10 protein-coding genes are annotated in these 12,548 nt (G+C 69.9%); 8 read left to right on the top strand and 2 right to left on the bottom strand.

The genetic code is table 11. The features are described 5' to 3' along the window. Nucleotides 1-1,786, bottom strand: a 1,786-nt coding sequence (locus QSG27_RS23680; protein ID WP_306710498.1) for a hypothetical protein, incomplete at its 3' end; no start/stop codon positions are given. Nucleotides 1,787-2,320: 534 nt separating this feature from the next. Here QSG27_RS23680 and QSG27_RS23675 point away from each other — a divergent pair. The 8 genes from QSG27_RS23675 (at nucleotide 2,321) to QSG27_RS23640 (ending at nucleotide 11,574) form a co-directional block, all read left to right on the top strand. Beyond that, nucleotides 2,321-4,813, top strand: a complete 2,493-nt coding sequence (locus QSG27_RS23675; RefSeq protein ID WP_306710497.1) for a TonB-dependent receptor — start codon at nucleotides 2,321-2,323, stop codon at nucleotides 4,811-4,813. Between the two features lie 38 nt (nucleotides 4,814-4,851). Next, nucleotides 4,852-5,580 (top strand): cobalt ABC transporter substrate-binding protein, encoded by a 729-nt coding sequence (locus tag QSG27_RS23670; RefSeq protein ID WP_306710495.1) that lies wholly within the window; start codon nucleotides 4,852-4,854, stop codon nucleotides 5,578-5,580. After that, nucleotides 5,577-5,858 carry a DUF3649 domain-containing protein gene (locus QSG27_RS23665; RefSeq protein WP_306710493.1) on the top strand — a complete coding sequence of 94 codons (282 nt, stop codon included), beginning with the start codon at nucleotides 5,577-5,579 and terminating at the stop codon, nucleotides 5,856-5,858. The genes QSG27_RS23670 and QSG27_RS23665 overlap by 4 nt, the downstream gene beginning before the upstream one ends. A 14-nt stretch (nucleotides 5,859-5,872) precedes the next feature. Next, nucleotides 5,873-7,495 (top strand): PepSY-associated TM helix domain-containing protein, encoded by a 1,623-nt coding sequence (locus tag QSG27_RS23660; RefSeq protein ID WP_306710491.1) that lies wholly within the window; start codon nucleotides 5,873-5,875, stop codon nucleotides 7,493-7,495. Between the two features lie 2 nt (nucleotides 7,496-7,497). After that, nucleotides 7,498-7,791, top strand: a complete 294-nt coding sequence (locus QSG27_RS23655) for a DUF3325 domain-containing protein (RefSeq protein WP_306710490.1) — start codon at nucleotides 7,498-7,500, stop codon at nucleotides 7,789-7,791. Nucleotides 7,792-7,961: 170 nt separating this feature from the next. Continuing rightward, complete coding sequence (locus tag QSG27_RS23650) at nucleotides 7,962-10,028, top strand: carbon starvation CstA family protein (protein WP_306710488.1); 2,067 nt, start codon at nucleotides 7,962-7,964, stop codon at nucleotides 10,026-10,028. A gap of 82 nt (nucleotides 10,029-10,110) precedes the next feature. Next, the gene (locus QSG27_RS23645) at nucleotides 10,111-10,314 is read left to right on the top strand and encodes a YbdD/YjiX family protein (protein ID WP_407653265.1); all 204 of its coding nucleotides are present in this window, start codon (nucleotides 10,111-10,113) and stop codon (nucleotides 10,312-10,314) included. Between the two features lie 327 nt (nucleotides 10,315-10,641). Next, a complete protein-coding gene (locus tag QSG27_RS23640) occupies nucleotides 10,642-11,574 on the top strand; it encodes an NAD-dependent epimerase/dehydratase family protein (RefSeq protein WP_306710487.1) in 933 nt (310 codons plus the stop codon). Between the two features lie 9 nt (nucleotides 11,575-11,583). Here the strand turns inward: QSG27_RS23640 and QSG27_RS23635 are convergent. Next, on the bottom strand, nucleotides 11,584-12,548 hold a 965-nt coding region (locus tag QSG27_RS23635; protein ID WP_306710484.1), incomplete at its 5' end, for a Na/Pi cotransporter family protein.

Here is a 12,548-nt window from a genome sequence, read left to right as displayed (position 1 = left end):
GTGCGGGGGCGGTGGCGCTCGGCGCGGGGGCGTCGGCGCTCTTGGCGGCGCCCGGCGCGTCGAAGCTGATCGCCTTGAGCGCGGGTTCGGCGCCGGCGCTGGTTTTGGCCGCGTCGGGGGAGGCTTCGGCGGTGGCCTTGTCTCCCGCCTCGCCCTTTGCGTCCTCCTTGGCGCCCTCCTTGGCGCCCTCGTCCTTGGTGCCTTCCTTTCCGCCTTCCTTCTCGCCGCCGTCCTCCTTGCTTCCTTCTTCGCCCTTCGCGGCTTTGCTCTCCGCGGCGGCCTCGGCCACTTGTTCGGCGGGCTTGCCTTCCGGCGTCTCGGCGTTCTGCGCGGGCTTCTCGCCGCCGCCCTTCTCGCCGCCGTCCTTGGCCGCTTCTCCCGCAGGCGCCGGGGCGGCGAGACCGGCCAGGGCCTTGTTCTCGGCGGAGACGGGGACTTCGCTGCTCTGGGCGTTCTGCTGCACGGTGTCCGCGGTCTGGCGGGCGGCGGCGAGCGCCTGCCCGGGGGCGCGCCCGTCCGCCAGCGCCTGCCCCAAGGCGGCGTTGAAGGCGGCGCCAAACCCGCCCAGCGACTGGACCGCCTGCTGCACGTTCTGCCCGCTGGCGAGCGCCGCGATCAGCCCGTCGCTCTTCACGCCCTTCGCCGTTTCCGCCGACAGCGCCATCGCCGTCGACACGGTCTGCTGGGCCGAACCGAGCGCGCCGGACATCTCCTGGCCGGTGGACAGGGCGCGTCCCAGCGCCTGCCCGAATCCGCCGGACGCCGCGCCGTCCAGGCCGGCGGCACCCGCGAAGGTCTTGAGGGTGGCCGCCACATTCTGGCCCGACGCCAGCGAGGCGACCAGCGCGTCCGCCGGCTTCGGCGGCACGGCGGCGGCGTCCTGGCGGGCTGCCATCTCCGTTTGCGCCCTGGCCGAGGCGCCAAGCGCGGCGTCGGGTTGCGCGCCCTGCGCCAGCGCGTCGTTCAGGACGCTGGTGAAGGCGGGGTTGCCGTCCAGGGCGCCGCCCGCCCCCTCCGTCCTGCCGGAGGCGAGGGCGCCGAGCATGCGCGCTCCGTCGGTCTGTTCGACCGCGATGGACTTGGACTGGTCGGTGCTCGTGGCGCTCAGCGCCTGCGCCGCGGCGACGGCGCTGCCGGCGTCGGCGCCGCTGGACAGGGCCTGTTCCAGCGCTTCGGCGAACGGTCCACCCTGGCCGGGGCCGAGCGCCTTCACCGCGTCCTGCACCCCCACCCCGGAGGCGAGCGCGGCGGCGAGCTTGTCGGACGGCGAAGCGGGAACCGCTTCCGGCGCCGCGGGGGCCACCGGGGGCGCGGTCAAAGCCTGCGACAGGGCGGCGATCGGGTCCGCGGCCCCCGCCGGGCGGGCCAGCGGGTCCATCACCCCGCTGAACAGAGCCGAGGACAGGTCGGAAGCCGTCCCGGGATCGTTCACGACGCCCTGCGCCAGGGCCACGGCCAAGCGCTGTTCCCCCGACAGGGCGGCGGTTTCCTGGGCCGCCTGGGCCATGCGCGCCGCGGTTCCGGCGGCGATCCGGCTCGCCTGCGCGATGGCGTCGTCGGGCGTGCCGCTCGCGCCGATTCCCGCCGCGACGTCGCGCATCCAGCCGTCCGCCACGGTGCCCGCCGCGGTTCCCGGCAGCCCCTGGCCGGTCAGTGCCGCCGCGAGCTTCTCCTGCACGGTCTTCAACGCGCCGGCATCGCCACTCAGCAGCACCGCCGCCGCTTCGGAGGCCAGCGCATCGGGGATGGTCAGAAGCGGAACGGTGGCGTCCAGGGTATCCGGCATGTTGACCCTCTCGCTGTCGCGGCAGTTCCGTATCGGGAGAGCCAATAACAAATCAATTTGTTAAAAAATATCTGAACACCGCGAATGTTTTCAACGAATGAGTGCCGATTTCGTTTGGCGTGGCCCGCGCAGGACATCGGATCACCCATACTGTCGTGATGGATATTATATGAGGGCAAGTTCATGCAGGTGGCGATTGTAAGATTATTCAAAGGATTTGCTTGATGGTTGCGCATCGGCGGGCATCTCTTTCCTTGAGATGGTGACCGGCGGTGGTGCCGCACGTCCTTGCCTCCGAAGGAGGCGGAGGCGTTGAAGCGTTCAAAATTCCCCTAAAGAGATCATGGATATAAGGGTGCGCACGATCACCGGACCGGTGACGTTGCCCTCTTGCGCAACCCGCCGCCCGATGCTTAGAATGAGAATCATTCGCATTCTGGTGATCAGCGCAAATGTTCGGCTCATTGGAACGGACGGGGTGCCGGTCGCCGACGCTGCGCCATGCGCACACCTTTTGGTAGAGGAAAAGGCATTATGCTACAATCAAGCGGCAAGGGTGCTCTGCGCCGGACCGCCCGCCGCCGCAGCGCCGCCGGCTCTGCGCACGACCTCTTCGCACCGGGGCTGCGCCCGGTCGCCATGGCCGTTTGCGTTGCCGGCGCCGTCCTGGCGGGCGGCCTTCCGATCGCTCCGGCGGCCCATGCCCAGACGGGGGCGGCCCGTACGGTCGAGGCCAACGTGCCGCCGGGTCCCCTCGACGCCGCGTTGCGGAGCTTCGCCGCACAGGCCGGGGTCGCCGTCGCGGTGGACGCGGAGCAGGTCCGCGGCAAGACCTCCCAGGGGGTGCGCGGGGCGACGACGGTCGAGGACGGTTTCCGCCGGATTCTCGACGGCAGCGGGTACCGGATCGCGCGCACGCCGTCGGGGTACGGTCTGGTGGCGCAGGGCGCCGCGCCGGCTGCCGACGCCTCGTCCGGCGTGACGGTGCTGCCGTCCGTTCAGGTTTCGGCCAACGCCGGATCGGCTCCGGGCGAGCCGCCGCCGCCCTACGCCGGCGGCCAGGTGGCGCGCGGCGGCTCGCTGGGCCTGCTGGGCACCAGGAACACGCTGGACACGCCGTTCAGCACGACCAACTACACGTCCGAACTGATCGAGAACCAGCAGGCGCGCACGGCGGCGGACACGCTGGTCAACGACGCTTCGGTGCGCACGACCACGGGCGGCAACGGCTTCGACGACACGTTCCAGATCCGCGGCTTCGCGGTTCCGTCCGGCGACGTCGGCTTCAACGGCATGTACGGTCTGGTGTCCTCCAACCGCGTGCCGTCGCAGATCATCGAGCGGATCGAGCTGCTGAAGGGACCCGGCGCGCTGATCAACGGCATCGCCCCCGGCGGCAGCATCGGCGGCGGCATCAACATCCTCAGCAAACGGGCCGGCGAACAGCCGCTGACCCGCGTGACCGGGCTCTACCAGAGCGACGCCAATTTCGGCCTTCATGTCGACACCGGGCGCCGCTTCGGCGAGAACAACGCCTGGGGCGTGCGCTTCAACGGCCTGCTGCGCGGCGGCGAAGCCTCGATCGAGGACGGCGACGTGAAGACCGGCCTCGGCGCGCTGGCGGTGGATTACCGGGGCGAGCGGCTGCGCTGGTCGCTCGACGGCATCATCCAGCGCGACGACACCGACAATTTCCGCCCGCAGATCAGCCTGCTGTCCACGACCACCGCCATCCCGTCGCCGCCCGACGCGCGGAGCAACTGGTACCCCGACACGACGCTGGTCCAGAAGGACAAGACCATCGCCTCGAACATCGAGTTCGACGTGACGGACTGGCTGACCGCCTATGCCGGCATCGGCTACCGGGACGGCACGAACGAGCAGATCTTCCCGGTGTCCGGCCCCGCCGTGGACGCGCTCGGCAACTTCACGGTCCGCAATTCCTATTACGACTCCTACAGCGAGACGGTCAGCGGCACGGCGGGGGCACGCCTGCGCTTCGAGACGGGACCCGTCCGCCACCAGCTCAACATCGGCTACACCGGCTTCCAGCGGGAGGAGGGCAACGCCTACATCCAGTCCGCCGGCTCGACCCGGTCGAACATCTACAACCCGTCGCCGCTTCCCGTCATCACGGCGCCGCGCACCGACCCGCGCAAGTCGGCGGAGACGACGCTCACCAGCGTCGCGGTGGCCGACACGCTGTCCTTCGTCGAGGACCGCATCCTGCTGACGCTGGGCGTGCGCGACCAGACCGTGCGGGTGAAGGGCTACAGCACGGCGACCGGCGCGCAGACCAGCAGCTACAAGGCCAGCGCCACGACGCCGCTCGCCGGTCTGGTGGTCAAGCCGCTGGAGAACGTGGCGGTCTACGGCAACTACGCCGAGGGCCTGACGCGCGGCACCATCGTCGGCGCCGGCTACGCCAACACCGGGGCGGTGCTGGAGCCCTTCAAGTCGAAGCAGGTCGAGGCCGGGGTCAAGGTCGATTGGGGCACCGTCACGACCACCGCGGCGGTCTTCCAGCTCTCGCGCCCGAGTTCGATCCGCAACGCGGCCAACGAGCTGGCCTATGACGGCGAGCAGCGCAACCGCGGCCTGGAGCTGTCCGCCTACGGCGAGATCCTGCCCGGCCTGCGCGCCATGGCCAGCGCGACCTTCCTGAAGCCGGAACTGACGAAGACCGCCGTCGCGGCGGAGGAGGGCAACGACGCCGCCGGCGTTCCGGACAAGACCTTCTCCGGCAGCCTGGATTGGGACACCCCGTGGGTCGAGGGCCTCGCGCTCAACGGGCGGGTGATCTACACGTCCGGCTCCTACCTGACCAACGCCAACACGCTGCGCTTCGACGGCTGGACCCGCTTCGACATCGGCGCCCGCTACAACGCCGAGGTGTCGGGCAAGCCCGTCGTGCTGCGCGCCAGCGTCGAGAACGTCTTCGACAAGACCTACTGGCTGACCACCGGCACCTACGTGACCGTCGGGTCGCCGCGGACCTTCCTGTTGTCCGCCACCGCCGATTTCTAAGGCCGATTTCTGATCCTCACGTCCTTGTGGATACCATCATGAACAAGCTGTCCCTCGCTTTCATCGCCGCGCTGGGCTTCGCCGCGCCCGCGCAGGCCCACCAGATCTGGATCGAACAGCCCGGCCAGGGGAACGCCACGATCCGCTTCGGGGAATTCGGCGAGAACCTGCGCGAAGCCTCGCCGGGCCTGCTCGACAAGTTCGCCAAGCCGGCGGCCACCCTCGTCTCCGCCAACGGCGAGCGGAAGGCCGACGCCGCCAAGACCGCGGACGGCTTCGCGCTGCCCTTCAAGGCTGCGGCGGGCGAGAGCATCGTCGCCGAGGACGCCCTCTATCCGCTCTACAGCTGGAAGCAGGGCGACAAGGAGACCACCAACTGGTTCCATCCCGCGGCGCGCCTGATCACCGGCTTTGCCGAGCAGGCGCCGAAGCTGGCGCTGGACCTCGTGCCCACCGGCAAGCCGGGCCAGTTCAGGCTGGTCTTCCAGGGCCAGCCCAAGGCCAAGACCAAGGTGGCGCTGGTCACCCAATCCGGCTGGGCCAAGGAGGAACACACCGACGAGCAGGGGCTGGTCACCTTCGACATGCCGTGGAAGGGCACCTACGTCGCCGAGGTCAGCCTGAACGAGCGCACCCCCGGCGAGCGCCAGGGCGCCAAGGGTCCCGAAAAGTATGACGGTGTGAGCTACGTCACCACGGTGACCTACGTTCACGCCGACGGGCTGGAGCCGATCCCCGCGGGTCCGGCGGCGGCGCCCAACAAATGACGTCGATGGCCGGCTGGGGCCGCAGGTTTGGCCCGCTCGTGTCGCGCATGGCCGCCGCCCTGTTCGGCGGCTATGCGCTGGCCGCACTCGCCAGCGTGGCGGCGCTGGCGCTTCCCATGAGCAAGCCGCAGGCGGTGCTCACCGGCCAGATGGCGGGTTTCGCGGTCTACGCCGGTGCGGTGATCTGGGTCTTCGCGGTCCGCAGCGCCCGGCGCGCCTGGGCGGGTCTGCTGGTTGTGGCGGCACCGCTGCTCGTGGCGGCGTGGCCGGTGTGGTGACGGGGAGCCCGAACGTGAAGACCGATCAGGACGCGCGCCCCGCCGGCCGCGGACTCCGCCAGAGCATGTCCGACCTGCACAGCTGGGTCGGGCTGCTGCTCGGCTGGGTGCTCTATGCGATGTTCCTCACCGGGACGGTGTCCTACTTCAAGGACGAGCTGTCGCAATGGATGCGCCCCGAACTGCCGGCGCAGATCCAGGTGCCGGACCCGGCGGTGGTGGCCCAGCGCATCGCCGACGAGCTCGGCACCGTCGCGCCGGGCAGCCCGCAATGGAGCCTGCGCCTGCCGGACGCCCGCAACAACAGCGTCTACGCCTTCTGGCGCACCGCCGGGGCCGCTCCGGGGCAGCGCGCGTTCGGCGAGGGCAACTTCGACGCGGCGACCGGGCGGACGGTCACGTCGCGCGGGACGCTGGGCGGCGATTTCTTCTACCGCTTCCATTTCCAGTTCCACTACATGCCGGTGGTGTGGGGGCGCTGGATCGCGGGAATCGCGGCCATGTTCATGCTGGTGGCCATCGTCAGCGGGGTCATCACGCACAAGAAGATCTTCACCGATTTCTTCACCTTCCGCTGGGGCAGGGGCCAGCGCTCCTGGCTCGACGCGCACAACGCGCTGTCGGTCTTCGGGCTGCCGTTCCACGCCATGATCACCTACACGGGGCTGGTGACGCTGATGGCGCTCTACATGCCTTGGGGCGAGCGGGCGGCGATCAGGACCGCGGCGGAGCGCCAGCAGCTCACCGCCGAACTCAGCGCCTTCATCCAGCCGGGCAAGCCCAGCGGCGAGACGGCGCCGCTCGCCTCGGTCGAGGACATGGTGCGGCAGGCCCAGGAGCGCTGGGGCCGCGACAATGTGGGCCGGGTCACCGCCACGCACGCGGGCGACGCGGCGGCGCGGGTGGCGGTGGCGCGCGGCGACGGCGGGCGCGTCTCCATGAGTCCGCAGTATCTGGAGTTCGAGGGCTCCACCGGCAGGCTGCTGGCGGTCCATGAGGGGGTGGGGGCGGCGGCGGAGACGCGCGGCGTGCTCTACGCCCTGCATCTGGGGCGTTTCAGCGACAGCGTGACGCGCTGGCTCTATTTCCTCGTCAGCCTCGCCGGCACCGCGATGGTGGGCACCGGGCTGGTGATGTGGATCGTGAAACGGCGGCAGAAGCTGCCCGATCCGGAGCGGCCCCATGTCGGTTTCCGCGTCGTGGAGCGGCTGAACATCGCCGGCATCGCCGGCCTGTCGGTCGCCATGACGGCCTTCCTGTGGGCCAACCGGCTGCTGCCGGTGACGCTGGCGGACCGCGCGAACTGGGAGATCCACGGATTCTTCATCGTCTGGGCGCTGACCCTGCTGCACGCCGTGCTGCGCCCGGCCAAAAAAGCCTGGGTCGAGCAATTGTGGCTGGCCGCCGCGCTGCTGGCGCTGCTGCCGGTGCTCAACGCCGTCACCACGCCCAGGCCGTTCTGGCACAGCCTGGGCGCGGGCGACCGGGTGTTCGCCGGCATGGATGCGATGTGCTGGGCGCTGGCGGGTCTCCATGCCGCCCTGGCGGTCCGCACGCAGCGGCACCAGCCCAAGCCGCGGCCCGCGCGCAAGCCGGTCCGCGAACCCGTCAACGGCGCCGTGCTGCGCGAGGGATGACCATGATCCACCTGTCCTCCTTCATCCTGTGCCTGACGGGTTTCGCCGCGCTGGCCGTCGCGATGGACCGACAGCAGCACGACCTGTTCGGACGGTCCCTGCCGGCGCCCGCCACGGCAAGCCTGCGCGCCGGCGGGGCCGCCGCCCTGCTGGGGGCGCTGGGCCTGCTCGTGGCGTGGCAGGGGTGGGGGCTCGGCCTCGTCATGTTCAGCGGCCACACCAGCCTGGGCGCCGGCATCGTGCATGGCGCGATCATCGGCGGCTTGCGGATGCGTGCGAAAGCCCGCGGCGGATGAGAACGGACATCCCCTCTCTTTGAGGGTACCACGCCTTAACTCCGGCCCATCCGGTCGCGACCGGGCGGTTTTCGCTTTCCGTATGAGCCGCTTGGGAGGATGATTTCCCGCCGTTTTTGCCAGGATGATCGTGCTTTTCGACGATTCTGCATCGTTTGGGAGGAGTACGCATGGCCCGCATCCTCAATCATGTCCCGTGGCTGTTTTTCGCTGTACTGGGAGCCTTCGCGCTCGGCACCGTGGCCTTGGCGCGCGGCGAGACCATCAACGCCCTCTGGCTGGTCGTGGCCGCCGTCTGCACTTATCTGGTGTCGTACCGCTACTACAGCCTTTTCATCGCCACGCGCGTCATGCGCCTGGACCCGGCGCGTCCGACTCCGGCGATGCGCCACAATGACGGTCTGGATTACGTCCCGACCAACCAGTACGTCCTGTTCGGCCACCATTTCGCCGCCATCGCCGGCGCCGGCCCGCTGGTCGGCCCGGTGCTGGCCGCCCAGATGGGCTATCTGCCGGGGATGCTGTGGATTCTGGCCGGCGTGGTGATCGCCGGGGCGGTGCAGGACTTCATGATCCTGTTCGTCTCGATGCGCCGCGACGGGCGGTCGCTGGGCGAGCTGATCAAGGCCGAGCTGGGGGACATCCCCGGCGTGATCGCCCTGTTCGGGACCTTCATGATCATGGTGATCATCCTGGCGGTGCTGGCCCTGGTCGTGGTCAAGGCGCTGACCAACAGCCCGTGGGGCTTCTTCACGGTCGCCGCCACCGTGCCGATCGCCCTGTTCATGGGCGTCTACATGCGCTTCCTCCGCCCTGGGCGGATCGGCGAGATCTCGGTGATCGGCTTCTTCCTGCTGATCGCGGCCATCCTGCTCGGCGGGCAGGTCGCCCAGAGCGAGACCCTGGCGCCGATCTTCACGCTGACCGGCGTGCAGATCACCTGGATACTGATCGGCTACGGCTTCGTGGCGTCGGTGCTGCCGGTGTGGCTGCTGCTGGCGCCGCGCGACTATCTGTCCACTTTCCTCAAGGTCGGCACCATCGTGCTGCTGGCGCTGTGCATCCTGCTGGTCGCGCCGCCGATGAAGATGCCCAGCGTCACCCGGTTCGTGGACGGCACCGGGCCGGTGTGGTCGGGCAGCCTGTTCCCGTTCCTGTTCATCACCATCGCCTGCGGCGCGGTGTCGGGGTTCCATGCCCTGATCTCCTCGGGCACCACGCCGAAGATGGTGGAGAACGAGGTCCACACCCGCTTCATCGGCTACGGCGGCATGCTGACGGAGTCCTTCGTCGCCATCATGGCCCTGGTGGCGGCCTCCTGCATCGAGCCGGGCATCTACTTCGCCATGAACAGCCCGCCCGCGGTGCTGGGCACCACGGCGGAGTCCGCCGCGCAGGTGATCAACAACTGGGGCTTCGTCATCACGCCGGAGATGATCACCCAGACCGCGCAGGATGTCGGCGAGGTGAGCATCCTGTCGCGGGCCGGCGGCGCCCCGACGCTGGCGGTCGGCATGGCGCAGATCTTCTCCGACCTGTTCGGCGGCAAGGCGATGATGGCCTTCTGGTACCATTTCGCCATCCTGTTCGAGGCCCTGTTCATCCTGACCGCCGTGGATGCGGGCACCCGCGCCGGACGCTTCATGCTTCAGGACCTGCTCGGCGTCTTCTTCAAGCCGCTCCAGCGGACCGCGTCCTGGGCCGGGAACCTGATCGCCACCGGGCTGTGCGTCGCCGCCTGGGGCTACATCCTCTATCAGGGGGTGATCGACCCGCTGGGCGGCATCAACACCTTCTGGCCGCTGTTCGGCATCTCCAACCAGATGCTGGCGGGCATCGCCCTGATCCTGGCGACGGTGGTGCTGTTCCGGATGAAGCGCGAACGCTACGCCTGGGTGACCATGGTGCCGGCGACGTGGCTGCTGATCTGCACCCTGACCGCGGGCGTGCAGAAGGTCTTCCACAGCAACCCGGCGATCGGTTTCCTCGCCCATGCCGAGCGGTTCAGCACCGCCGCCGAGGAGGGCCGGCTGCTCGCCCCGGCGACCTCGATGGAACAGATGCGGCAGGTGATCTTCAACGATTACCTGGACGCCGCGTTGGCGTCGCTGTTCGTGCTGGTCGTTCTGGCGGTGCTGATCTTCGGCATCCTGTCCTGCCTGAAGGCGCTGCGCAGCGACCGCCCGACCACGCGGGAGATTCCGGGAGACCGTGTCACCGCCGGAGCCGCGGAATGATCGCGGCAGCATTTGACGTCAAACCCCTCTCCCGGGGCGGGAGAGGGAATTTCGGAGGCGGCATATTGGAAAGGGACGTCTCATGAGCGGCTTGAAAAGCAACCTCAGCCGGTTCCGCGGATACTTCGAGCAGACCGCCAGGCTCATGGTCGGGGTGCCGGATTACGACACCTACCTCGAACACATGCGCACCCGGCATCCCGACCAGCCGGCGATGACCTACCCGGAGTTTCTCGACAACCGGCTGGAAGCGCGCTACGGCGCCGGCAAGGCGGGCTGCTGCTGAGCCGCTGCGGCCGGGAAACCGGAACCCCGCGGGGGTGGTCCTGTGCGTGTCCCCACCCCCGCCGGCCATGGCGGAAGTTATCCACAAAATGGTGCATAAGATGGTGGATAAGCCTGTTGAACCATCGGTCCCGCCTGCCCGCCGCGGGGGTGCCGGGAAAGGCCCCTGAAAGGGAGCCGAATCGGAAGCCATCCGGGGCGCACCACCCCGAACGGCCAAGGCGGCCGCAACCCTTGCGCCGCCCGCCCCCTCCTAAGATGGTCTGGTCCGGTCCTCCCCCCCTCGCCACTATCGACCCATGCATTGCGATGGCGGAAAGGACGGCGTATGGCCCATTTTCTCGTGACCGGCGGCTGCGGATTCATCGGATCGCATCTGGCCGACCGCCTGATCGGCGACGGGCACCGGGTCACCATTCTGGACGACATGAGCACGGGCCGGCTGGAGAACAAGCCGCTGCCGGCCAGGCTGGTGGTGGGCGACGTGGCCGATCCCGACGCCGTCCGCCAGGCGATGCAGGGGGTGGACGGCGTGTTCCATCTGGCCGCCGTCGCCTCCGTCCAGCGCTCGCGCGAGTTGTGGGCGGAAACCCACCGGACGAACCTGTCCGGCACCGTCACCGTCTTCGAAGCGGCGCGCAGCGCCCGCAACGGCGGCCCGGTGCCGGTGGTCTACGCCTCCTCCGCCGCGGTCTACGGCGACAACCCGGCCACCCCGCTGCGCGAGGACGCCGCGACGCGCCCCCTGTCGGCCTACGGCGTGGACAAGCTGGGCTGCGAGCTGCACGCCGACGTGGCCTGGGCCATCCACGGGGTGCCGACGACCGGCTTCCGCTTCTTCAACGTCTACGGGCCGCGGCAGGACCCCGCCTCCCCCTATTCCGGGGTGATCTCCATCTTCGCCCGCCGGGTGGCGCAGGGCGAGGACGTGACGATCTTCGGCGACGGGCAGCAGGTGCGCGATTTCGTGTTCGTGGGCGACGTGGTGCGCTTCCTGGTGAAGGCGATGGAGCGCCGTCCGCAGGGGGCGGAGGTCTTCAACCTGTGCACCGGGCGCCCGACCTCGCTGCTGATGCTGCTGGAGGTGCTGGAGGAGCTGTGCGCCAGCCGGGTGCGCCGCCTGCACCAGCCGGCGCGGGCGGGCGACATCCGGGTTTCCATCGGGGACCCGGCGCGGCTGCGCGCCACCTTCGGCGAGGCGTGCCGGTTCGGCCTTCTGCAAGGGCTGAGCGCCACCCTGACCGGGGAGATGCCGCGGTAGGACGGCCCCCTACACGTCGCGGCTTTCCAGGCGGGGCAGCCCGACCACCTTCAGGCGGCTCTCGCGCAGTTCCCCGATCTGGTCCAGGATCGGCAGGGCGACCGCGGCGACGTGGGCGTTGATCCGCTTCAGGTCGCGCAGGATGTCCAGCACCAGGGCGCTGGTCTCGATGCTGGCGGCGTCGCCCCGCCGCACGCGGTCGAGATGGCGGGCGGTGGCGGTGCGTTCCAGAGCCCGCACCGCGTCCTTGCCGGCGATGAGCTGCCGGGCCAGCCGCCGGTCCTCCCCGATCAGGATGCCGAGCGCGGTGCGCAGGTTCTCCACCGTGCGGCGGTGCAGCTCCTCGACCTCGCGGAAATCCTCCGGCGCGAAATGCAGGCGGTGGCGGATGCGCTTGGCGGCCAGATCCATCAGGCTCTTGTCGATGATGTCGCCGATGTGCTCCAGGTTGATGGCGAAGGCCATGAGGTCGTCGACGCGCCGGGTCTCCTCCGCGTCCAGATGCCCGCGCCCGAGCTTGGCGAGATAGAGCTTGATGGCGGTGTGCAGCCGGTCCACCCGGTCGTCGGCGCGGCTGACCTCGGCGATGGGGCGCTCGTCGTCCCGGCGCAGGGCGGTCAGGCTGCGGCGCAGCATGTCCTCCACCAGATCGCCCAGCCGCAAGGTTTCGCGCAGGGCCCCCGCGATGGCGACGGAGGGCGTCTCCAGCGCCGATTCGTCCAGATGCCGCGGGGTTGCCGCGTCCTCCTCCGTGCCCTCCGGCTCGGGCAGCAGCCGTTCGGTCAGCCGGGCCAGCGGCGTCACCAGCGGCAGGAAGAGCAGAGCCAGCGCCGCGTTGAAGGCGACATGCACGGTCACCACCGCCGTCAGCGGCGCCATGCCGGCCGGCAGCGCCGCCGCCGCCGCGGGGACCAGCGGCAGGGCCAGCAGCGCGCCGGTCACCCGGACCAGCAGGTTGCCCAGCGGCACCCGCC

The sequence above is a fragment of the Azospirillum isscasi genome (assembly GCF_030849505.1).
Lineage (GTDB): Bacteria > Pseudomonadota > Alphaproteobacteria > Azospirillales > Azospirillaceae > Azospirillum > Azospirillum isscasi.
Note: the sequence above shows the minus strand (reverse complement) of the source record. Positions and strands in the feature narration are given on the sequence as shown.